Source organism: Streptomyces sp. NPDC047525, from assembly GCF_040643025.1.
GTDB lineage: Bacteria > Actinomycetota > Actinomycetes > Streptomycetales > Streptomycetaceae > Streptomyces > Streptomyces durmitorensis.
In genome coordinates, this window is the sequence record NZ_JBEYTL010000002.1 from 81131 (window position 1) to 102281 (window position 21151).

At 71.2% G+C, this 21151-nt stretch carries 19 protein-coding genes; 8 read left to right on the forward strand and 11 right to left on the reverse strand.

Annotation, left to right across the window (positions count from 1 at the left end):
- The first annotated feature begins 12 nt into the window (after positions 1 to 12).
- A complete protein-coding gene (locus ABZ833_RS05745; RefSeq protein ID WP_361041592.1) occupies positions 13 to 723 on the forward strand; it encodes a hypothetical protein in 711 nt (236 codons plus the stop codon).
- 16 nt (positions 724 to 739) lie between these two features.
- Here ABZ833_RS05745 and ABZ833_RS05750 read toward each other — a convergent pair whose 3' ends face one another.
- Entirely contained in the window at positions 740 to 1405 is a 666-nt protein-coding gene (locus ABZ833_RS05750) for a GntR family transcriptional regulator (RefSeq protein WP_361041594.1), read from the reverse strand.
- Positions 1406 to 1500: 95 nt separating this feature from the next.
- Between ABZ833_RS05750 and glyA the strand changes: the two genes are divergently transcribed.
- The 5 genes from glyA to ABZ833_RS05775 are packed head-to-tail and all read left to right on the forward strand — an operon-like array spanning position 1501 to position 7955.
- Positions 1501 to 2889 carry a serine hydroxymethyltransferase gene (glyA, locus tag ABZ833_RS05755; RefSeq protein ID WP_361041596.1) on the forward strand — a complete coding sequence of 463 codons (1389 nt, stop codon included), beginning with the start codon at positions 1501 to 1503 and terminating at the stop codon, positions 2887 to 2889.
- Positions 2886 to 4106 (forward strand): sarcosine oxidase subunit beta family protein, encoded by a 1221-nt coding sequence (locus ABZ833_RS05760; protein WP_361041599.1) that lies wholly within the window; start codon positions 2886 to 2888, stop codon positions 4104 to 4106. Before glyA ends, ABZ833_RS05760 begins: the two co-directional genes overlap by 4 nt.
- Positions 4107 to 4118: 12 nt before the next feature.
- A complete protein-coding gene (locus ABZ833_RS05765) occupies positions 4119 to 4421 on the forward strand; it encodes a sarcosine oxidase subunit delta (RefSeq protein ID WP_361041602.1) in 303 nt (100 codons plus the stop codon).
- Positions 4418 to 7315 (forward strand): sarcosine oxidase subunit alpha family protein, encoded by a 2898-nt coding sequence (locus tag ABZ833_RS05770; RefSeq protein ID WP_361041605.1) that lies wholly within the window; start codon positions 4418 to 4420, stop codon positions 7313 to 7315. The genes ABZ833_RS05765 and ABZ833_RS05770 overlap by 4 nt, the downstream gene beginning before the upstream one ends.
- The gene (locus tag ABZ833_RS05775; RefSeq protein ID WP_361041608.1) at positions 7308 to 7955 is read left to right on the forward strand and encodes a sarcosine oxidase subunit gamma family protein; all 648 of its coding nucleotides are present in this window, start codon (positions 7308 to 7310) and stop codon (positions 7953 to 7955) included. The genes ABZ833_RS05770 and ABZ833_RS05775 overlap by 8 nt, the downstream gene beginning before the upstream one ends.
- Positions 7956 to 7962: 7 nt before the next feature.
- Here ABZ833_RS05775 and secD read toward each other — a convergent pair whose 3' ends face one another.
- Positions 7963 to 10320, reverse strand: coding sequence for a protein translocase subunit SecD (gene secD / locus ABZ833_RS05780; protein ID WP_361041611.1), 2358 nt, complete (start codon positions 10318 to 10320; stop codon positions 7963 to 7965).
- 66 nt (positions 10321 to 10386) lie between these two features.
- A complete protein-coding gene (locus ABZ833_RS05785) occupies positions 10387 to 10821 on the reverse strand; it encodes a hypothetical protein (protein ID WP_361041614.1) in 435 nt (144 codons plus the stop codon).
- Between the two features lie 223 nt (positions 10822 to 11044).
- Between ABZ833_RS05785 and ABZ833_RS05790 the strand changes: the two genes are divergently transcribed.
- Positions 11045 to 11566, forward strand: a complete 522-nt coding sequence (locus tag ABZ833_RS05790) for an ATP-binding protein (RefSeq protein ID WP_361041616.1) — start codon at positions 11045 to 11047, stop codon at positions 11564 to 11566.
- A gap of 49 nt (positions 11567 to 11615) precedes the next feature.
- Here ABZ833_RS05790 and ABZ833_RS05795 read toward each other — a convergent pair whose 3' ends face one another.
- The 8 genes from ABZ833_RS05795 to ABZ833_RS05830 all read right to left on the reverse strand — a co-directional run bounded on the left by ABZ833_RS05795 (position 11616) and on the right by ABZ833_RS05830 (position 20082).
- Positions 11616 to 12479: an endo alpha-1,4 polygalactosaminidase gene (locus ABZ833_RS05795; RefSeq protein WP_361041618.1), complete on the reverse strand. Its 864-nt coding sequence runs from the start codon at positions 12477 to 12479 to the stop codon at positions 11616 to 11618.
- 181 nt (positions 12480 to 12660) lie between these two features.
- A complete protein-coding gene (locus ABZ833_RS05800) occupies positions 12661 to 13539 on the reverse strand; it encodes an SIS domain-containing protein (protein ID WP_361041622.1) in 879 nt (292 codons plus the stop codon).
- A gap of 61 nt (positions 13540 to 13600) precedes the next feature.
- Positions 13601 to 14911, reverse strand: coding sequence for an alpha-glucosidase/alpha-galactosidase (locus ABZ833_RS05805; protein ID WP_361041624.1), 1311 nt, complete (start codon positions 14909 to 14911; stop codon positions 13601 to 13603).
- Positions 14908 to 15864, reverse strand: a complete 957-nt coding sequence (locus ABZ833_RS05810; protein WP_361041627.1) for a carbohydrate kinase family protein — start codon at positions 15862 to 15864, stop codon at positions 14908 to 14910. Before ABZ833_RS05810 ends, ABZ833_RS05805 begins: the two co-directional genes overlap by 4 nt.
- Before the next feature lie 58 nt (positions 15865 to 15922).
- Positions 15923 to 16813, reverse strand: coding sequence for a carbohydrate ABC transporter permease (locus ABZ833_RS05815; protein ID WP_361041630.1), 891 nt, complete (start codon positions 16811 to 16813; stop codon positions 15923 to 15925).
- The gene (locus tag ABZ833_RS05820; protein ID WP_361041632.1) at positions 16813 to 17763 is read right to left on the reverse strand and encodes a sugar ABC transporter permease; all 951 of its coding nucleotides are present in this window, start codon (positions 17761 to 17763) and stop codon (positions 16813 to 16815) included. The genes ABZ833_RS05815 and ABZ833_RS05820 overlap by 1 nt, the downstream gene beginning before the upstream one ends.
- 19 nt (positions 17764 to 17782) lie before the next feature.
- Positions 17783 to 19111, reverse strand: a complete 1329-nt coding sequence (locus tag ABZ833_RS05825) for an ABC transporter substrate-binding protein (protein ID WP_361041634.1) — start codon at positions 19109 to 19111, stop codon at positions 17783 to 17785.
- A gap of 152 nt (positions 19112 to 19263) precedes the next feature.
- Positions 19264 to 20082: an endo alpha-1,4 polygalactosaminidase gene (locus ABZ833_RS05830; protein WP_361041636.1), complete on the reverse strand. Its 819-nt coding sequence runs from the start codon at positions 20080 to 20082 to the stop codon at positions 19264 to 19266.
- A 270-nt stretch (positions 20083 to 20352) separates the two neighbouring features.
- On the opposite strand from ABZ833_RS05830, the gene ABZ833_RS05835 reads away from it, so the two are divergent.
- Positions 20353 to 21111, forward strand: coding sequence for a DeoR/GlpR family DNA-binding transcription regulator (locus ABZ833_RS05835; protein WP_361041638.1), 759 nt, complete (start codon positions 20353 to 20355; stop codon positions 21109 to 21111).
- The last annotated feature ends 40 nt before the right edge of the window (positions 21112 to 21151 follow it).

Sequence of the window (21151 nt, forward strand, 5' to 3'; positions counted from 1 at the left end):
GGGGCGGGGCTGATGCGACGGGTGGTCACCTTGCAGTCCGTCGAGCAGAAGCTGCTGCTGCTCGCTCTCCTGTTCGTGATGGGCGGGTCGATCGTCGCGAACCTCTTCGCGTGGGACGTGAAGTGGCAGATCCCGCTCATCTACGCGGTCCTGTACGTCCTGCTGTCGATCGCCATAGAGATCCGTGACCGACAGGCTCCCGCGCCCTCCACGCACTACCGCACCAGTGACGAATTCTTCCTGTCGTTCGTCCGTCTGGTGCGCACGGCCGAGCGTCATGTCTACACGAGCTACGTGCGCAACACGGCACCGCCGAGCTTCCAATCCCCCGCCGCACAGGAGTACTTCAGGGCAGCGGCAGACTGGACCCGGCGCAATCCCGGCGCTTCGTTCAACCGCATCATCGGTGTTCCCGCCCAGGAACCAGGCAGGAGCGCCATGCGCTTGTGGCTGCGCGAGCACTGCGAAGAGATGCGCGGTCTCGCCAACTACCACGCCCGCGTCGTGACCACCAACAGCGGTGTGGACGCGGTCAACATGGCGATCATCGACGACACCGCGGTCCTGTTGCTGCTGACCGCCGACGGATCCTTCATGAGCGGGCACAGCCTGGAGACGGCTGAGGCCGTGAATTCCTTCCGGGACTACTACCGGTCGTGGTGGGCATCGGCAGAGCCTCTCGAGGACTATGCGCGGCGCACCGGCCTCATGGACCCGAGGTGAGGTCGGACGGAGCGCCTCAGATGGCTTCGCGGATGGCCCGCTCGAAGCCCTCGACGTGGTCGCGGGTGAGCTGTGCCGCCTTGTCGGGGTCGCCGGCGACGATCGCCTGCAGCAGGGGGCCGTGCTCCTGGACGTGGCCGGTCATGCCGGGCAGTCGGTCGATGAACAGGCACCAGATGCGGGTGGCCAGGTTGTCGTGCCGGACCAGGGTGTCTTCCAGGTACGGGTTGTGTGTGGCCGCGTAGATGGCGCGGTGGACCTGGAGGTCCAGGCGCATCAGCTCGGCCGGGTCGTGCGCACCGGAGTCCACGCCGTCCAGCTCCTCGCGGAGTGCCGTCAGGGCCGCCCGGTCCGCGGTCGTGGCGCGCCGTGCGGCCTGGGCCGCGGCCAGGGGCTCCAACTCCTGGCGCACCTCTGAGATGTGGGCCAGGTCGGTGATGTTGACGTCGGTGGCGAAGGTGCCGCGCCGGGGGTACGTCGTGATCAGGCGCTCGTACTGGAGCCGCTTGAGCGCTTCGCGCACCGGGGTCCGTCCGACGCCGAGGGACTGCGCAAGCTGGTCCTCGTTGATCGGCGCTCCGGGGCGGATCTCCAGCATCACGAGCCAGTCGCGAATCGCGCGGTAGGCGCGTTCGGCAAGGGACAGCTCCTCACCTCTCGGCGCGGTGCCCAGCTGCTGCATGAAAGCCCCCTTGACCTGTCGCACGAGCTCCCATACCTTACCGCACAGGCTGATATATCAGTTGTCCATTACCTGGCTCTCAGGATGGTGCACAGATGGCAACGAACCCGTCGATCACCACAGTCGCCTCGTCCCTCTCGCTCCCGCTCGGCGCCTTCGACCCGGAGGTCGCCGCTGCCGTCGGGGCCGAGCTGCACCGTCAGCAGTCCACCCTCGAGATGATCGCCTCGGAGAACTTCACCCCGGCCGCCGTGATGGAGGCCCAGGGCTCCGTGCTGACCAACAAGTACGCCGAGGGATATCCGGGCCGCCGCTACTACGGCGGCTGTGAACACGTCGACGTCATCGAGCAGTTGGCCATCGACCGGGTGAAGGAACTGTTCGGCGCCGAGGCCGCCAACGTGCAGCCCCACTCGGGCGCCCAGGCCAACGCTGCCGCGATGTTCGCGCTGCTCGACCCCGGTGACACGATCCTCGGCCTCGACCTGGCGCACGGCGGGCACCTCACCCACGGCATGCGCATCAACTACTCCGGCAAGCTCTACAACGTGGTCCCGTACCACGTGCGCGCCGCCGACCTGCGGGTCGACATGGACGAGGTGGCGGAGCTCGCCCGGACACACCGGCCGAAGCTGATCGTCGCCGGGTGGTCGGCCTACTCCCGCCGTCTCGACTTCGCCGCGTTCCGGCGTATCGCCGACGAGGTCGGCGCGTACCTGATGGTCGACATGGCGCACTTCGCCGGGCTCGTTGCCGCGGGCCTCCACCCCAGCCCGGTGCCGTACGCCGATGTCGTGACGACCACCACGCACAAGACCCTCGGAGGGCCGCGCGGCGGGGTGATCCTCAGCAGGGCAGGCCTGGCCAAGAAGATCAACTCCGCGGTCTTCCCCGGCCAGCAGGGCGGCCCCCTGGAACATGTCATCGCGGCCAAGGCGGTCGCCTTCAAGGCGGCGGCGGGGGAGGAGTTCAGGGAGCGACAGCGGCGCACCCTGGACGGAGCCCGCATCCTCGCCGGGCGGCTGCTCGCCGACGATGTCGCCGAGGCCGGGATCACGGTCCTCACCGGTGGCACCGAAGTCCATCTGGTCCTCGTCGACCTGCGCAACTCCGCCCTGGACGGGCAGCAGGCGGAGGACCGCCTCCACCGCGTCGGCATCACCGTCAACCGCAACGCGGTGCCCTTCGACCCGCGACCCCCGATGGTCTCGTCGGGCCTGCGGATCGGTACCCCGGCCCTGGCCACCCGCGGCTTCGGCGAGACGGAGTTCCGTGAGGTCGCCGACGTCATCGCCGAGGCGCTGAAGGACGAGCGGTTCGGCGACGAGCGCGCGGGCCTGCTGCGCGACCGGGTCGAGAAGCTCGCAGGCGCGTTCCCCCTCTATCCCCACTTGAGTGACCCGCACGCCCCGCACGCCCCGCACGCCCCGCACGCCCCGCACGCCCCGCACGGCCTGAACGACCCGAACGGAGACGCGGCATGACCACCGAGCCGCTGCCGGAGCACCCCGACTTCCTCTGGCGCAACCCCGACCCCCGCCCGTCGTACGACGTCGTCATCGTCGGCGCGGGAGGCCACGGCCTGGCCACCGCCTACTACCTCGCCAAGAACCACGGCATCACGAACGTCGCCGTCCTGGAGAAGGGCTGGCTGGCCGGCGGCAACATGGCCCGCAACACCACGATCATCCGCTCCAACTACCTCCTGGACGAGAGCGCGGCGATCTACGAACACGCCCTCGGACTGTGGGAGCGACTCCCCGAAGAGCTGGACTACGACTTCCTGTTCAGCCAGCGCGGCGTGCTCAACCTCGCGCACACGCTCCAGGACGTGCGCGAGAGCGTGCGCCGCGTCAACGCCAACCGTCTCAACGGCGTCGACGCGGACTGGCTCGACCCCGACGAGGTCGCCAAGGTCTGCCCCATCCTCAACGTCTCGCCCGACACCCGCTATCCGGTGCTCGGCGGCACCTTCCAGCCGCGGGCCGGCATAGCCAAGCACGACCACGTCGCCTGGGCGCTGGCCCGCAGGGCCGACGAGATGGGCGTGGACCTCATCCAGGGGTGCGAGGTCACCGGCTTCCTCAAGGACGGCGACCGGGTCGTGGGCGTCGAGACCAACCGTGGCCGCATCCGCGCGGGGAGGGTCGGGCTCGCGGCCGCCGGGCACAGCAGCGTCCTGGCCGAGAAGGCGGGCGTACGGCTGCCCGTGCAGTCCCATCCTCTCCAGGCGCTGGTCTCCGAACTGCACGAACCGGTCCACCCCACCGTGGTGATGTCGAACCACGTGCACGTCTACGTCTCCCAGGCGCACAAGGGCGAGCTGGTGATGGGCGCGGGCGTCGACACGTACAACGGCTACGGGCAGCGAGGCTCCTTCCATGTGATCGAGCATCAGATGGCAGCCGCCGTCGAGCTGTTCCCCGTCTTCGCCCGCGCGCACGTGCTGCGGACCTGGGGCGGCATCGTCGACGTCACCCCCGACGCGTCGCCGATCATCGGCGCCACGCCCGTCGAGAACCTCTACGTCAACTGCGGCTGGGGAACCGGCGGTTTCAAGGCCACCCCGGCGGCCGGCTGGACCTTCGCCCACACCATCGCCACCGGCGAACCGCACCCTCTCAACGCCCCCTTCGCCCTCGAACGCTTCACCACGGGCGCACTGATCGACGAACACGGCGCCGCCGCCGTGGCCCACTGAGAGGAGGATCCGATGCTGCTGATCACCTGCCCGTGGTGCGGTCCGCGCGACGAGACCGAGTACCACTACGGGGGACAGGCCCACGTCCCCTACCCGGAGAACACCGCGGATCTCGACGACCGGCAGTGGGCCGAGTACGTCTTCTACCGCGACAACCCCAAGGGCCCCTTCGCCGAACGCTGGATGCACGGCCACGGCTGCCGCCGCTGGTTCAACGCCCTGCGGGACACGGCCACTTACGAGGTGCTCGCCACCTACCGGCCCGACGAGCCGCGTCCCGACCTCGCCGCACCGGCCGCCGGAGGAGAACGATGACCGACCAGCAGTTCCGGCTCGGGGACGGGGGCCGCCTCGACCGTGGCACCGTCCTGCACTTCACCGTCGACGGACGGGAGCTGACCGGCCACCCCGGCGACACCCTCGCATCGGCGATGCTGGCGAACGGCGTCGTCCAGGCCGCACCGTCGCTCTACCGCGGCCGCCCGCGTGGCATCGTCGCCGCGGGAGTGGAGGAGCCCAACGCCCTTGTACAGCTAGGGGGTTCATGTTCCGAAGGCATGCTGCCCGCGACGACCGTGGAGCTGTACGACGGCCTGTCCGCCACGACGCTCTCCGGGATGGGACGGCTCGACCCGACCCCCGACCCCGCCGTCTACGACAAGAAGTACGTGCACACCGACGTCCTGGTCGTCGGCGCGGGACCGGCCGGGCTCGCGGCAGCCGCCGCTGCCGCCGACTCCGGCGCCCGCGTGATCCTCGTCGACGACCAGCCCGAGCCCGGCGGTTCACTGCTCTCGGGACGTACCGAAACGGTCGCCGGGCAGCCCGCCCTCGACTGGGTCGCCGACGTCCGCACAGCGCTCGAAGCGGCCCCTGAGGTCGTCCTCCTGCCGCGCACCACCGCGTTCGGCAGCTACGACGACAACTACCTGCTCGCCCTGCAACGGCGCACCGACCACCTGGGCGCCGACGCCCCCGAGCCCTCCGAAGGCGTCTCGCGCCAACGGCTGTGGCACATCAGGGCCCGCCAGGTGGTCCTGGCGACCGGCGCGCACGAGCGTCCGCTGGTCTTCGCGGGCAACGACCGGCCCGGAGTGATGCTGGCCGCGGCCGTGCGCTCGTACCTCAACCGGTATGCCGTGGCCCCCGGTTCGCGGGCCGTGGTGAGCACGACCAACGACAGCGCCTACGACACGGTCGCCGACCTGCATGCCGCCGGGATCGACATCGCCGCCGTCGTCGACGCCCGCCCCAGCCTCTCCCGCCGTGCCGCCGAGATCGCCGCCGTGACGGGCGTGCGGGTGCTGCGGGGCAGCGCCGTGATCGACACCGCGGGCGAGGCCCGGCTCTCCGGGGTCACCGTCCAGGCCCTCGACGCGGACGGTCAACTCACCGGCGTACCGGAGTCGTTCGCCTGCGACCTGCTCGCCGTCTCGGGCGGCTGGAGCCCGGTGGTGCACCTGCACAGCCAGCGCCAGGGCCGCCTGCGCTGGGACGAGGACCTGGTCGCCTTCGTGCCCGACGGCACCGTGCGCGACCAGCATGTCGTCGGTGCGGCCCGCGGGACGTACGGCCTTGACGCCGCGCTGGCCGAAGGAAGGCGGGCCGGTGCGCTGGCAGCGACGGACGCCGGTTTCCCCCTCCCGGTGCCCGCGGCCCTCTCCGAGGAAGCACGCCCCGCCACCCGCGCCCTGTGGCTGGTCCCCGCTCCCGGCGGCGCCCAGGACCCCGCCACCTGGGACACCCACTTCGTGGACCTCCAGCGCGATGTCACCGTCGCCGACGTGTGGCGGTCCACCGGCGCCGGCATGCGCGGTGTCGAGCACGTCAAGCGCTTCACCTCGCTGGGAACGGCCAACGACCAGGGCAAGACGTCCGGCGTCAACGCGATCGGCGTGATCGCCGAGGCACTCGGCGCGGGCGCGTCCCCCGGGGAGATCGGCACCACCTCCTACCGCGCGCCCTACACGCCGGTGGCCTTCGCCGCCCTGGCCGGGCGCGAGCGCGGCGAGCTGTTCGATCCGGAGCGCACGACCTCGATCCACCCCTGGCATGTGGCCCACGGGGCGCTGTTCGAAGACGTCGGGCAGTGGAAGCGCCCGTGGTACTACCCCGCACCGGGTGAGGACATGGACACGGCAGTGGCCCGCGAATGCCGTGCGGCACGCGAAGGGGTGGCGTTCATGGACGCCTCCACCCTCGGCAAGATCGAGATCTGGGGCGCGGACGCGGGGGAGTTCCTCAACCGCATCTACACCAACGCCTTCAAGAAGCTCAAGCCCGGCATGGCCCGGTACGGCGTCATGTGCAAGCCCGACGGGATGATCTTCGACGACGGTGTGACGCTGCGTCTCGACGAGGGCCGCTACTTCATGACCACCACGACCGGTGGCGCCGCGCATGTCCTGGACTGGCTGGAGGAGTGGCTGCAGACCGAGTGGCCCGAACTCGACGTCCACTGCACCTCGGTGACCGAACAGTGGTCGACGATCGCCGTCGTGGGCCCCCGGTCGCGCCAGGTCGTCGCCGAACTCGCGCCCGCCATCGACCTGTCGAACGACGCCTTCCCGTTCATGGCCTTCCGCGAGACCACCCTCGCGTCCGGCGTTCCGGCCCGCGTCTGCCGCATCTCCTTCTCCGGCGAACTCGCCTACGAGATCAACGTCTCCGCGTGGTACGGCCTCGCGGTCTGGGAGCAGGTGCACGAGGCCGGGCAGCCGTACGACATCACGCCGTACGGCACCGAGACCATGCACGTCCTCCGGGCCGAGAAGGGCTTCATCATCGTCGGGCAGGACACCGACGGCACCGTCACACCACAGGACGCGGGCATGTCCTGGGTGGTCTCGCGGCGGAAGGACTTCGTCGGAAACCGGTCCTACACGCGCGCGGACACGGCCCGCACCGACCGCAAGCAGCTGGTCGGTCTGCTGCCGAGCGACCGCAGCACCCGCCTCCCCGAAGGCTCTCAACTCATTGCTCAGGGCGTGCCCTTGACCCCCGAGTCCGGGCCGGTGCCGATGCTCGGCCACGTCACGTCCAGTTACCACAGCCCGGCCCTCGGCCGCCCCTTCGCCCTCGCCCTCGTCGCCGACGGACGGGCAAGGATCGGCGAGACCCTCATCGCCCCGGTGGGCGATGACCTGGTGCCCGTCCTGGTGGCCGACTCCGTGCTCTACGACCCCGAAGGGACCAAGCGAGATGGCTGAGCCGACCGATGCCACCGGCCTGACGGGCCTGCGCCGCAGCCCGCTGGCACATCTGGCAGAGCGGATGCGCACCGCCACGGTCACGGGCGCCCGCGGCGTGCGGCTGACCGAGCGGCCGTACGTCACCATGGTGAATCTGCGCGTCGACCCCGCCACCGATGCGGTCGCCCCCGCCACCGAAGCGGCCGGCCGCATCGGGGAGGTCCTGGGGGCGCCGCTCCCGCGCGAGTGCGGTCGCACCAGCGCATCCGAAGCACACACGGTCCTGTGGCTCGGCCCGGACGAGTGGCTCGTCCTCTCCCAGGCCGAAGGTGCCGTCGTGGCAGCGGAGTTGAGGGAGGCCCTGGGCGGTGACCCGGGCTCCGTGGTGGACGTCTCGGCGAACCGCACCACGCTGGAGCTGACCGGCCTGGCCGCCCGGCAGGTGCTGGAGAAGGGCTGCCCGCTGGACCTGCATCCACGAGCCTTCGGCCCTGGCCGAGCGGTGTCGACCACGGTGGGCCCCGTCGCGGCACTGCTCTGGCAGACCGACGACGCGCCGACGTACCGCCTGCTCCCGCGGGCCTCCTTCGCCGACTACCTCGCGCGCTGGCTCATCGACGCGATGAGCGAGTACGGAGGCCCGCAACCACTCCGCTGAACATCGCTCAGACGACGGCGCCGGTGTCCTCCCGTGCCGCGCGCCGCGCATCGAGGGGACTCTGCCCCTTCCCGCCCCCGGCAGACCGCCCGCGATCACGGCGCGGCTCCCGCGGAGGACGGCGCCGCTCCAGCGTCACCGCCGTCGGCACCGCGGTGAACACGGTGGACACCGTGCCGATCACCACGCCCGCGATCAGCGCCAGCGAGAAGTCGCCGAGCGAGTCCCCGCCGAGCACGGTCAGCGCGGCGAGGATGAAGAGCGCCCCCATGCCGGTGTTGACGGTGCGCGGCAGGGTCTGGAGGACGGCCCTGTTCGCGGTGCGCTCCAGGTCCATGCGGGGATCGCGGCGCCGCGCCTCCCGCACGCGGTCGAAGACGACGACGGTGTCATTGACCGAGTAGCCGATGACGGTGAGCAGCGCGGCGAGGAAGACGCTGTCCACCGGCTTGCCGAGCCAGGCGAACAGGCCCACCACGACCAGTACGTCGTGCACCATCGCGCTCACGGCCGCCGCGGCGAACGTCCACCGGAACCGCACGCTCAGATAGATGAGCTGCGCGGCGACGGCGATCCCCAGCGCGATCAACGCCTTCACCCGTAGCTCGTCACCGAGGCTCGGGCCGATCATCTCGTCGCGCTCGACACCGACGTCGCCCCCCGGCCTCTCCAGCGCGCGCTTGATGGTGTGCTGTTCGTCGTCGGAGAGTTCACCCGTGCGTACGGAGATGTCACCGTCGCCGGACTCCTGGACCACGGCACGGGGGAAACCGGCGTCGGCCACGACGGTCCGGGCCGTGTCCACGTCGACCGGCCGGCTCGTGGAGTACTCGACGAGCCGCCCGCCCGTGAACTCCACGCCGAAGGCGAGACCGCGCAGGGCGATCCCCGCGATCGCGACCACCACGAGCAGCACGCTGACGCCGAGCCAGCGCCTGCGGTGCCGCACGATCTGCGGGTCTCGCCGCGCCAGCCACGCGCGCACACGCCCCGTCGAGGTGATGCCGGTGATGCCGGGCCGCTTGCGCACCGAGCGTCGCCGTACGGCGAATTCGGCGAGCACACGGGTGACGACGAGCGCCGACACCATCGACGCGACGACACCGATGGACAGCGTCACACCGAACCCCTTGACGGGTCCGGTGGCGAAGAAGAACAGCAGGCCAGCGGCGAGCAGCGTGGTGATGTTGGAGTCGACGACCGCACTCCACGCCTTGCGGAATCCGCAGGCCAGTGGCTTGTCGAGCGACTTCGTCCGTGCGCCGAGATACTCCTCACGGGCCCGTTCGAAGACGAGCACGTTCGCGTCGACCGCCATGCCGATCGCCAGGACGAAGCCGGCGAGACCCGGCAGCGTGAGCGTGGCCCCCAGGGCGACGAGAGCCGCGTACGAGATGAGTCCGTACAGCGCGAGCGCGAGGGTGGCGAGCGCTCCGAGGAGCCGGTAGACGACCGTGATGAACAGCGCGGTCAGCGCGAGGCCGATGAGCGCCGCCTGTGTCGACGCGGCGATGGCGTCGGCACCGAGCGTCGCGCCGACCGTCCGCTGTTCGACGACGTCGACGGGCACCGGCAGGGCGCCGCCCTTCACCAGCGCGGCCAGGTCCCTGGCCTGCTCGTGGGAGAACCCGCCGGTGATACGCGTGTCCCCGCCGGTGATGCCGGTGTCGCACGGCACTTCGGGGTTCATGCCCGGTGCGGAGATGACCTTGTCGTCGAGGACGATGGCCACGCGCCGCTCGGGCGAACCCTGGGCGGCGCAGGCGGCGGCACCGGTGATGCGCGCCCAGTCGCCGCTCGCGTCCTCCCTGAAGGTCAGGCCGACGGTCCAGCCGGCCATCCCTTGCTGGTCGAAGGCGGCATCGGCGTCCTTCACGCCGTCACCCGTCAACGCGGTCGCCCCGAGCCGCAGGTAGGTGCCCTTCTGGTCGGGGTCGGGGAGCGTGCGCGACCCGTCGTCGGCGGTGCGGCCGTCGCCCGCCGGGGCGCGGTCGGTGACGCCGGAGACGGGATGGACCGTCAACTGAGCGGTACGGCCGATCACGGCGGCCGCCTCGCGGGGGTCCTGGACTCCCGGCAGCTCGACGATGATGCGGTGGTCGCCCGAGCGGGACAGGCTCGGCTCGGACACGCCGAGCGCGTCCACGCGCTGGCGCAGCACCTCCAGGGCGCGGTCGGTGGCCTGTGGACCTGCCTTGATCTTCCGGTCGGGGGAGTCCTTGGTCTCCAGGACGATCTGGGTGCCGCCCCGCAGGTCGAGACCCAGGCGGGCGGATTGGGTGAGGGCGATGGCCAGGGACGCGGCGATCACCGCGAGTGCGAACAGCGCACGCCACAAGGGCGCGCGGGATGTGGTCTGAGACATGAAAGTGCTCCACGGCAGGACGAAGGGGCAGCTGCCCGACCGCCTCGCACGCGGTGCGCGGACGGGTCAGGCGCTGACGAGGGTGATGTCGCTGCGCGGAGCACTCGGAGGGCCACGGGGCGCGGCCGGTCCGTCGGAACGCCGGGTGACGGACGGGGCCTGCGCGCGTGCCTGGTCCGGTCCGCCGAGGCTGCGGTGTGACGCCGGATCGGTCGCCGTCGCCGTGATCAGCCCGGGGTGGGGGAAGGGGGACGCGTCGGGAGGCGTACCGCGGACCGCGGGTGTGTTCAGGAGGGCGGCGTGCGGCGCGGGCTGGCCCTGCGGATGGCCACACCATTCGGCGGCGGCCGACGGGGCCTGGGGCTGCGGCGTCAGGGAGGAGAGCGACGCCGAGGGGACGAACAGCGTGACGAGCGAGAGCAACGCCGCGGAGGCGAGCGCGATGGCCCACGAGGCCCGCGAGTCCCGGGCAGCGGGGAGGGGCGTGGCGCGCTGCGGCACGGTTGCCTCCCTGCTCGTGCGGTGGACCCGGTCCCGGTTCGGGGATCGGTACTTCGGCGAGCAGGGCCCTTGACGACGGACGGCCGGGGCGCTGCCTCCACCAGCCTAAGCAACCGGCGGCGGAGCCGGGGAGGGGTCACGCAGCCCCGTCTCCCGCGCTGTTCCAGATCTGTGACGTGATCGACCGCTGCCCGCGGCCCGGACGCCACTAGCGTCGGGACCCATGATCGTATGGCTCAACGGCACTTACGGCGCAGGCAAGACGACGACGAGCGCGCTCGTGCAGCAGCTCCTCCCGGATTCCCGGGTGTTCGACGCCGAGAAGGTCGGCGAGACACTGATGGACATCAAGCCCGTGTTGCCGTGGACGGGCAACTTCCAGCACTGGCCGCCGTGGCGTCCGCTCGTCGTCGAGACCGCCCGGCACGTGCTCGACTACACGGGAGGCACCCTCGTGATGCCCATGACCGTCCTGGTGGAGCAGTACTGGCGTGAGATCAGCGCGGGCCTCGCCCAACACGCCATCCCGGTAAAGCACTTCGTCCTCCACGCCGACCAGGACACCCTCCGCGGGCGCATCGAGGGGGACGAGGTCATGGGCCCCTCACAGTTCCGCCTCGACTACCTGGAGCCCTACGCGGAGGCGGCCCGCACCTGGCTGCACGAGGAGGCCGAGGTCATCGACACCACACACCTCACACCGCCCCAGGCGGCCCTGCGGATCGCGGAAGCGGTCAAGGGCTGAGGGCTGCGGGTGACTGAGGGCTGAGGGTGAAACCGTCAGGAGCGGGCCCTCAGCACTGCGCGAAGACGTATCCCTTCGCGCCCCTGGGGCTGACGTCGCGGTCGCGCAGCGTGATGGACAGGCGAGGGCCCCAGGCGTCGCATGCGTTGCCGTAGTCCTTGCGCGTGTACTCGACGGCGAAGACCTTGTCGTCGTAGGCATCGGCGAAGTCGCCGCACTCCTTGTACGCCGCGCACTCCTCGACGACGGCGAAGTCGAACCCGATCCTGCCGCGCTCGGGGAGGAGGTCGGTGGTGTTCTTCTGGGCGATGGCAAGGCCGCGGCTGTGGGCCCGCTCGGCCAGCAACTTGGCGAAGGCGGCGGCGTGTTCTGGCATGAGGAGGTCGTCGGAACGCTCGTAGGAGTCCAGGTTGTCGGGCTCGACGGCGTCAAAGCCCGACTTCGCGCAGCCGTCGATCCACGGCCCGACGACGTCCATCAGCTCCCGGCGCTTGGCGGGCGTGGAGATGTCCAGGAGCGGCTCCTCCCAGTCGTCGTCGACCACCAGGGAGCCGTCGTCGTCCTTCAGGAGCAGGTCGGGGTGCTTCTTCTTCCACCAGGTGATGGCGTCGCCCGGCTGGGTCTGGAAGGCGTTGACGTAGCACACGTTGTACAGGCCCTTGGCCGGCTCGGCGGAGCGGTCGCGGGAGACCGCCCGTACGGCGTCGTCCGGGGCGTAGGGTCCGCCGAGCTGGTAGTCGAAGACGGCGTCGGCCTTCGGCGCGCGCACGGAGTCCGCCCCGTCCGTGGCCGGGGTGTCCTTGCCGTCGGCGGTGGTGCAGGCGGCGGACAGGACCAGGGCGGCGGCGGCACAGGCGGCCAGGCGGACCGGGCGCGAGCGGTACAGGCGGTACGGGTGGTACGGGCGGTGCATCGAAGACTTTCGTTCAGGGCGGCAGCCGGTGAGGGAGCCGCCGGAGCGACGCGTCACGAAGACCGTGGCGAAATATGACGCGATGTCGATCTTACGTACGTCTGCCGAGACCTCCACGGCCAGGCCAGGCCCGACGGTCAGGAGCAGCAGATGAAGGTGAGGCCAGGCCGACCGTCAGGCGTCAGGCCAGGACGACCGAGCGGGTCAGGTGCGCCGGCCGGTCCGGGTCGCGTCCCGCGTTCTCGGCGAGCCGCACGGCCAGGCGCTGGGCGAGGACCAGCTCCGCGAGCGGATCGAACTCCGGGCCGCGCAGATGCGCGCCGGTGGCCTCGATGGCGGCGGCGAGATCAGCGGGCAGCGGGGACAGGCTCCACACGGCCCGCCCGGGACCGGCCACCGCCATGGGGCCGTGGCGGTACTCCATCACCGGGTAGGACTCCGTCCAATGCGCCGCTGCCTCCCGCACCTTGAGCGCCGCCTCGTGCGCGAGCCCGGCGTGCCAGCCGTCGCCGAGGAAGGTGATCTGCTCCGCCGCGAGCAGCCGCGGATCCAGCGGTGCGCTCAGGGCCAAGGGCACGTCGGCCAGCGCCTGGCCGAGGTCGTGGCCCAAGTGGGCGAGCAGCAGCGCCAGTTGCGTGGTCGGATAGCGTGTCTGCACGACGGACCGCTCGTCGGCGTGGTCGAGGATGATCACCTCGTCGGCGGCGCGCGCGGCAGGCGACCTGGGGACCGCCGTGACGGTGGTGACCCGTGTGGAGGAGGGGGCCGTCCCGAGGGCGGTGAGGATCTCGGTGGTGGTGCCGGAGCGAGTGAGGGCCAGGATGCGGTCGTAGGGACGGTCCAGCCGGGCCGCTGATGCGGGGAACGCGTCGGTGGGGCCGTGCCCCAGGTCCTCCCGCAGATGGGCGTAGGCCTGGGCCATGAACAGCGACGTACCGCAGCCGATCACGGCGACGCGCTCGCCCTTGACGGGCAAGGCCTGCGCGTATTCGGGAAGTTGCCTCAGGGCGTACTCCCAGCACTGCGGCTGTGTGTCGATTTCCTGATGGGTGAGTGACATGGGGGTGCCTTCTGTGTCCATGGGATGCGAGGGGTGGGCTGCCGGGCCGATGACTGGCTCCTCAGTCGCCCAGGAGCCGGCGCAGGGAGGGCTGGAGCCGGTCCCCGTGGGCGCGGACCATGTCGTCGCACAGCCGCCAGATCTGTTCCACGGGAAGAGCCGCGGCGGTGGCCGGGTCGGTCATCGCCGCGTGCCGGATGTGGCGTGGCTCGTCGTCGACGGCGGCCCGGACGACCAGGTCGTTCATGCTGAGGTAGGTGCGGTTGAGCGCGGCCAGCTGCGGGGGCAGGGATCCCGCGCGGGTGGGCTGGATGCCGGAGGCGTCGACGAGGCAGGGGACTTCGACCACCCCGTGGTCCGGGAGGTTGTCGATCAGGCCGTGGTTGGGGACGTTGCCGTAGACGGTGCGCGGGGTGCCGGTCACGATGCTGTGGATGATCTGAGGGGCGTACTCCATGGTGCCCTCGACGGTGAGGGGTTCACCGGCGGCCAGGGCGTCGCGCGTGTGGTGGTAGGCGGCGACGTTCTCGTCGACGATGCCGAGGTAGGCGCCGATCGGCAGGCGCAGGCGCTCGATCTCGCTGTCGTGGTGCAGGTACCAGGGCACGTACTCGGAGGAGTGCTCGCTGGTCTCGGTGGGGTAGTGGCCGAGCCGCCGGTACATGTCGACGCGGACCCGGCGCCGCAACTGCGCGTCCTGGGCGATCAGTTCGTCCAGCCGGGGGTAGAGGTCGCTGCCCTGGTGCTCGAACCTCAGCACCCACGCCTGGTGGTTGACGCCCGCCGCCAGGTAGGTGATCTCCTCGTACGGGACGTCCACCAGCTCGGCCAGGTCCCGCATGGTCCAGTACACGGAGTGGCACAGGCCCACCACCCGGGTCAGCCCTGTGGCCTGCGTGAGGTACTGGACGTTCATGGCCATGGGGTTGGTGTAGTTCAGGAGCCAGGCATCGGGGCACAGTTCGGCGATGTCCTCGCCGAGTGCCTTCAGGAGCGGGAAGGTCCGCAGCGCACGGAAGATGCCGCCGATGCCGAGGGTGTCGCCGATGGTCTGGCGCACCCCGTGGCGGGCGGGGACCTCGAAGTCGGTGCGGGTGGCCTCGCCCATGCCGACCTGCACGATGTTGATGACGAAGTCCGCGCCTGCCAGGGCCGCGCGGCGGTCGGCGTGGCTGGTGACGGTGGCGTGCGCGCCGAGGTGTCCGGCGATGTGGTCGGCCGCGGCCTGTGCGGTGGTCAGGCGTTCGGGGTCGATGTCGTGCAGGGCGATGTGGGCGCCCTTCAGATCGGGGAAGGCGAAGAGGTCGGCGAGCAGGCCTTGGGTGAAGACGACGCTGCCCGCACCGATGAAGGCGATCTTGGGGTGGTTCATGAGGCGTGCGCTCCGCTCGGGGTGGTGTGGGCGAGGACTTCGTCCCGCGTGGGCTGGGCCGCGGTGCCGCCGTGAGCGCGGGTGGACAGGGATCCGCAGGTGACGGCGAACCGCAGTGCCTCGTACGGGGACCGTCCGTCGAGGAGGGCGGCGATGAACCCGGCGTCGAAGCTGTCTCCGGCGCCGACGGTGTCGACGGGGGCCATGGGGAGGCCCGGCGCGGTGAGCAGAGTGTGGCCGTTGTGGCACAAGGCACCCTCGGCACCGTTCTTGACGACGGCCAACGGGACGCGCGCGGCGAGCAGTTCGGCTGCCTGCTGCGGGGTGCCGGACGACAGCCCGGCCAACCGCAGGGCCTCTTGGGCGTTGGGCAGCAGGATGTCGGTCTCGGCGAGGACCGTTTCGAGGGCCCCCGGCTCCCACCGCCCCGACGGGTCGTCCTGGGTGTCCAGGGATGTGCTCGCGCCGTGCCATCGCGCGGTGCGCAGCAGCTGGGGCAGGTCGGCGGCGAGGCGGGGCTGAAGGAAGTACGAGGCGGCGTGGACGTGGCGGGCGTCGGCGAGCAGTTCGGACGGTACGTCGTCGCCGCTGACGGCGGTCAGGGTGCCCGGAGAGGTGAGGATGGCGCGGTCCTCGCCCTGGGTGAGCACGACCGTGAGCGGCGTCGGCCGGGAGGCGTCCAGACGCAGGGCGCGGGTGTCGACGCCGCGGGCGGCGAGCGCGTCGCGCAGGTAGCGGCCCGCGTCGTCGTCGCCCACACGCCCGGCGAAGGCCACCTTCAGGCCCAGGCGCGCGGCCCCGCACGCCATGATCGCGGCCGAGCCGCCGAGGGTCAGTGCCCCGGCGTCGACGAGCTGTTCGCGCTGGCCGAAGGCGAGCGGGCCGGTCAGCGGGCCCAGGATCACATCGGGGTTGGCGTCCCCGATGACGAGCAGGTCGTACGAGTGGGGCATCGAGTTCCTTCGGATCGTGCGGGAGAGAGGGCGAGGTGAGGGGGAGGGGCGGAGAAGGTCAGCCCTTGAGGCCGCTGGAGGTGACCGAGCGGATGAAGGCCTTCTGCGCGACGAGGAACGCGAGCAGGACCGGAAGGACGGTGATGACGTTGCCCGCCATCACCGCGGACCAGCGGGTGTGGTGCTGCCCCTGGAAGGTGGTGAGACCCAGCTGCAGCGTGTACTGGGTGTCGTGGTTGATCGCGATCAGCGGCCACGTCAGGTCGTTCCACGTGGTGAGGAAGGTCAGCACGGCCACCGTGGCAAGCGCGGGCCGCGCCAGCGGGAGCACGATCGCCCAGAGGACCCGCAGCCGCGAACAGCCGTCGATCCAGGCGGCCTCCTCCAGCTCCCTGGGCAGGGAGAGGAAGAACTGCCGCAGCAGGAACACCGCGAACGGCGTGACGAGGGAGGGCACGATCAGCGCGCCCAGGGTGTCGATCAGGCCCAGCTTCTTCATCACCAGGAAGGTGGGGATCATCGTCAGTTGGAAGGGCACCGCCATGGTCGCGAGCATCAGCACGAGCAGTGCCCGCGAGCCGCGGAAGCGCATCCGCGCGAACGCGTAGCCGCCGAGCGCGCCGAAGACGAGGTTCGATGCGACGGCGACGGCGGAGACGATCGCCGAGTTCATCAGCCAGCGCGGGAACATGGCGTTGCCAAGGACATAGCGGTAGCCGCCCAGGTCGATGCCCGAGGGCCACAGCGCGGGCGGGAAGCGGTTGATCTCCGCGTTGCTCATCACCGAGCTCAGGAGCAGCCAGAGCAGCGGCACCGCGAAGAGCAGCGCCAGCGGGGCGAGCAGCACGTGCCAGGCGCTGAAGGGCAGCCGGAGGCGGCGTTGGCGCACAGTGGCGGGCTCGGAAGCCCGGCGTGCGGTGGTTCCGGGCGCGGTGGTGGTCGCGGTCATCAGGCGGCTGCTTTCGTACGAAGGGTGCGCTCACGGCCACGGACCACGCGCAGCACGGCGGCCACGACGAACAGGGCGAGCGCCAGGACGTAGGCGGCCGCGGCGCCGTACCCGGCGGTGAAGTTCTTGAAGGCCTGCTCCCAGATGAAGTAGACGATCACCGTGGTCGAGCCGAGGGGCCCGCCCTTGGTGGTCACATAGACGAGGTCGAAGACCTGAAGGGACTGGATGGTCTGCCACAGCAGCAGAAACACGCTGACCGGGGAGAGTGCGGGCAGCGTCACGTGCCGCAGCAGGTGCCTGCGCCCCGCGCCGTCCAGGCGGGCGGCCTCGATCAGAGACTGGTCCACGTCCTGCAGCGCGGCCAGGTAGATGACGGTGCACAGTCCGGTGCCGCTCCACAGGGTGATGGCGACCAGCACGAACAGCGCCTGCGACGAGTCGGTGAGGAAGCCCTGGGGCGAGATCCCCAGGTGGTGAAGGACGGAGTTGGCCGCGCCGAAGTCGGGGTCGAGGATGAACGAGAACAGCACGCCCTGGGCGGTGGCCGAGATGACGAACGGCACGAAGAACAAGGTGCGGTACAGGCCGACGAAGCGGATCCGCCGGTTCAGCGCGAGGGCGAGGGCAAGTCCGATGGCGATGCTCAAGGGCACGTACAACAAGGTGTAGAGCAGGGTGTTGCGCACGGCCTGGCTGAAGTGCGGGTCCTGCGACAGGGCACGGTAGTTGTCGAGGCCCACCCAGCGGCTCGGCGTGACCAGGTCGTTGGCCTGGAAGGACAGGAGCAGCGACCACACGACAGGCAGCACGCTCAGGCCGAGGATGACGAGCACCGCGGGGGAGACGAAGGCCCAGGCGGTGGCGGTCTCGCCGCGGCGCCGGCGGCGCAGGGCACGTCGGCCGGAGGTGTCGGGCGGCAGGGTCAGGGGGCGGGGAAGTGACGGCATGGCGGTGTCCTCAACGTCCTCAACGCGGGATCAGCAGGGCGGCGTTGGCCTCTTCGGCGCAGGAGCGCACCGCGTCGGCGGGGCTTTTGCGGCCGAGCAGCACGGAGACGACCGCCTGCCCGAGGGACTGGGAGATGCGGGGGTAGGCGGCGTGCACGGGACGCACCCGCGCCGATGCGACCGCCTCGGTGAACACCGGAAGGCCCGGCATCCGGTCGGCGTGCTCGCGCCAGGCCGGACGGTCCTGGCTGCGGCGGCTCAGCGGAAGGCTGCCCGCCTCGACGGCCCAACGGCTGTCCTGGCCGGGCTGGTTGAGCCAGGTGACGAAGGTGCGGGCCGCCTCCGTCCTGGCCGAGCCGTTGTCGAAGACCGTCCACGTGTCGGGCCCCGAGATGGTCAGGGGGCGGCGGCTGAAGCTGGGCAGGGGCACCACGTGGTAGTCGACCTCGGCCTGCGTGATGTCCGGAAGCTGCCAGGGTCCTGTGGGCACCATGCCCATCCGCCCGGACAGGAAGACCTGGTACATCTGCTCGCTGCCGGGCTTGGGATCGACGTAGACGCTCTTGTCGCGCGCCAGGTCCCGCACGACCTCAAGGGCGCGTACGCCCTCCTTCGCGAAGCCGATGCCGTGCCCGTCGTCGGCGATCACGTCGCCGCCCAGGTCCCACACCATCGGCCACATCCGCCACACGGTGTCCTCGTCGCCGGTGCCGGGCCAGCCGGTGCCGAACCGTCCCTTGGAGGCATCGGTCAGGCGGCGCGCGGTGTCGGTGAACTCCCGCCAGGTCCAGCCCGCCTCGGGCAGATCGATTCCGGCCTGAGCGAACAGCTTCTTGTTGCAGACCACGGCGAGGCAGTCCAGGACCGCGGGCACCGCCCGGACCCGGCCGTTGACGGTGACGGCCTGCCGGGCCGGTGCCCAGAAGTCGCGCCACGGCGTCGGCCCTTCGCGCACATGTGAGGTCAGGTCGACGACCTGGGGGCTCCGGGCGACGCTGGCCAGGTCGGAGCCGAAGACGTAGGCGACATCGGGGTACGAGCCCGAGGCGAGCGCGGCGGTGACCTTCTGCAGCATCGCGTCGGCGAGCACACCGCCGCCCAGGTCGACGCGGATGTCCGGATGAGCGGCGTGGAAGCGGGCGACCAGGCCCTTGAGCACCTTGGCCGCGGTGTCCGTCTGCCCGTGCCACAGCTGAATGGTCACCCGCCCGTCGGGGCCGACCCCGTCGGCGGGCCCCGTGCCGCAGCCGGCCAGCGCGCCCCCGCCCGCCGCCAGTGCCGCCGCGCCGCCCGCGCGCAGCAGACTGCGCCGCGAGGGTCTTCCCGGCGCTCGGGTTCCTGCGGTCATCACTGCCTCCAGGGGGGATCGGGGTGCGCCCGCGGCGCGAAGGGTCCATCGACGGAACGTCCATGGCGGGGGAGTGGGGCGCGACGCCCGGTTCCGGGGCGATCTGCGCGCCGGGGAGGCCCGCGCGGCACGGCTACGCGGATGACGGCGGTTCAGCAGGTCCGGCGTACGTATCCGCTGCTGCCCGCGGGCGACACGGCGACGTCGCGGCGCACGATGCTCAGCCGCTCGCCCCAGCCCGAACAGGCCTTGCGCAGACCGCTGTCCGTGTACTCGATGACCAGGACGTCGTCACCGAACGCGGAGGTGTACTCCCCGCACTCGTCGTACGCGCCGCACTCCTCGGCGACGGCGAAGTCGAGCCCGGTCCGCTCGCGCTCGCCCGCCAGCTGGGGAGTGTTCTTCTGCGCGGCGGCCAGGCCCTGTTCGTGGGCGTGCGTGGACAGCAGCGCGACGTAGGACATGGCCTGATCGGCCGTCAGCAGGTCAGGGAAGCGCGTGAAGGTGTCGTAGTTGTCCGGCTCGACGGCCTGGAAGCCTTTGTCGGCACAGCCGTCGATCCAGCCGCCGACCTTGGCGGCGATGCGCTCGCGCTTGCCCGCGGTGCGGATGTCCAGGACGGCCTCGCCCCACTCGCCGTCGTACACGACGTCGCCGTCGGCGTCCCGCAGCAGCAGGTCGGGGTCCCAGTCCCCCTCGGCCCCGGGCTGGGCCTGGAAGGCGTTGAGGTAGCAGATGTTGTACAGGCCGGGCGCGGGGGCGGCCGCTCGGTCGCGGCTGACGATCTCGACCCCGGCGGGCGGCGTGTACGCGCCGCCTATCTGGTAGTCGAACCCGGCATGCGGTGGTGGCAGTTCGGCGGCGGCTGCGCCCGCGGACGCCGTCGACGGGGCGAGCAGGCAGGCGGCGGCGGTGGCCGTGAGCGCCGCGGACGCGGCGATGCCCCTGCGCAGAACACGATTGAGGCTCATCGAGGAGCTCCAGATGTCCGAGGGCACGTCCCCGCCTCGGACACGGAAAAGGGTCCTGGCGACTCAGTCCGGGCTCATGGCCGAGGCCAACTACCGGCTGGGCGTACCTCTGCGCCGAGTGCTCGGCATCGGCGTGCCAGGGAGTTAATCGAGCAGTTTCAGTCATGTCAAGAGGAGAGGACTGAGAAGCACGTGACGCACTTGAGCAAAAACGCGCATCAATCCTGCGGGACTCTGCTCGGGCCGGTCGTCCCGGCTTATGCTCGACCAGTGCTGAGAAGCGACCGCCAGGCGCGGATACTTGAGCATGTCGCTGCCCAAGGCAGCGCGGACGTCGCGCAGTTGTCCCGGATCCTTCGGGTCTCGCAGGCCACCGTGCGCCGTGACCTGCGGCAGTTGAGCGACCAGCGGCTCCTGGAGCGCACGCACGGGGGAGCGGTCCTCGGCGGCCTGAGCATCGAGGTGCCGCTGCGGCACCGGGTCGGTCAGCGCTCCCCGCAGAAACAGGCCATCGCGCGGGCCGCCGCCCACCTGGTCCCCGCCGGTGCGGTGGTCGGTCTCACCGGTGGCAGCACCACCACGGAAGTGGCCCGTCTGCTCGCCGACCGCGGGCCCGTCACGATCGTCACGAACGCCGTCAACATCGCGGCCGCCCTCGTCCTGCGCCCGACCGTCACCCTGATCGTGGTCGGCGGCACCGCCCGCAGCGAGAGCTACGAACTGGTCGGCCCCATCGCCGAGAAGACCCTCGCCGACCACCACACGGACATCGCGTTCCTCGGCGTGGACGGCATCAGCGCCGTCCACGGGTGCACCACGCACGACCAGTTGGAGGCGGCCACCGACCGCGCCTTCGCCGGCCACAGCAGCCGCACCGTCGTGGTCGCCGACCACACCAAGATCGGCAGGGCGACGTTCGCCAAGATCTGCCCGACGGCCGGCGTGCACACCCTGGTCACCGACGCCGGTGCGCCCGGGGACGAACTCGACGCCATCGCCGCCGTCGGCGTGCAGGTCACCGTCGTATGAGCGCTGTCGGTGCCGTCAGTTCAGCACCGGCAGCCCCGGC

What these genes read in the sequence shown, in the direction of transcription:
- ABZ833_RS05810 (WP_361041627.1), bottom strand. Translation starts at nt 15,864, where the DNA reads ATGCCCCACTCGTACGACCTGCTCGTCATCGGGGACGCCAACCCCGAT.
- ABZ833_RS05765 (WP_361041602.1), top strand. Translation starts at nt 4,119, where the DNA reads ATGCTGCTGATCACCTGCCCGTGGTGCGGTCCGCGCGACGAGACCGAG.
- ABZ833_RS05750 (WP_361041594.1), bottom strand. Translation starts at nt 1,405, where the DNA reads ATGCAGCAGCTGGGCACCGCGCCGAGAGGTGAGGAGCTGTCCCTTGCC.
- ABZ833_RS05795 (WP_361041618.1), bottom strand. Translation starts at nt 12,479, where the DNA reads ATGCACCGCCCGTACCACCCGTACCGCCTGTACCGCTCGCGCCCGGTC.
- secD (WP_361041611.1), bottom strand. Translation starts at nt 10,320, where the DNA reads ATGTCTCAGACCACATCCCGCGCGCCCTTGTGGCGTGCGCTGTTCGCA.
- ABZ833_RS05790 (WP_361041616.1), top strand. Translation starts at nt 11,045, where the DNA reads ATGATCGTATGGCTCAACGGCACTTACGGCGCAGGCAAGACGACGACG.
- ABZ833_RS05815 (WP_361041630.1), bottom strand. Translation starts at nt 16,813, where the DNA reads ATGACCGCGACCACCACCGCGCCCGGAACCACCGCACGCCGGGCTTCC.
- ABZ833_RS05760 (WP_361041599.1), top strand. Translation starts at nt 2,886, where the DNA reads ATGACCACCGAGCCGCTGCCGGAGCACCCCGACTTCCTCTGGCGCAAC.
- ABZ833_RS05770 (WP_361041605.1), top strand. Translation starts at nt 4,418, where the DNA reads ATGACCGACCAGCAGTTCCGGCTCGGGGACGGGGGCCGCCTCGACCGT.
- ABZ833_RS05775 (WP_361041608.1), top strand. Translation starts at nt 7,308, where the DNA reads ATGGCTGAGCCGACCGATGCCACCGGCCTGACGGGCCTGCGCCGCAGC.
- glyA (WP_361041596.1), top strand. Translation starts at nt 1,501, where the DNA reads ATGGCAACGAACCCGTCGATCACCACAGTCGCCTCGTCCCTCTCGCTC.
- ABZ833_RS05800 (WP_361041622.1), bottom strand. Translation starts at nt 13,539, where the DNA reads ATGTCACTCACCCATCAGGAAATCGACACACAGCCGCAGTGCTGGGAG.
- ABZ833_RS05820 (WP_361041632.1), bottom strand. Translation starts at nt 17,763, where the DNA reads ATGCCGTCACTTCCCCGCCCCCTGACCCTGCCGCCCGACACCTCCGGC.
- ABZ833_RS05745 (WP_361041592.1), top strand. Translation starts at nt 13, where the DNA reads ATGCGACGGGTGGTCACCTTGCAGTCCGTCGAGCAGAAGCTGCTGCTG.
- ABZ833_RS05805 (WP_361041624.1), bottom strand. Translation starts at nt 14,911, where the DNA reads ATGAACCACCCCAAGATCGCCTTCATCGGTGCGGGCAGCGTCGTCTTC.
- ABZ833_RS05830 (WP_361041636.1), bottom strand. Translation starts at nt 20,082, where the DNA reads ATGAGCCTCAATCGTGTTCTGCGCAGGGGCATCGCCGCGTCCGCGGCG.
- ABZ833_RS05825 (WP_361041634.1), bottom strand. Translation starts at nt 19,111, where the DNA reads ATGACCGCAGGAACCCGAGCGCCGGGAAGACCCTCGCGGCGCAGTCTG.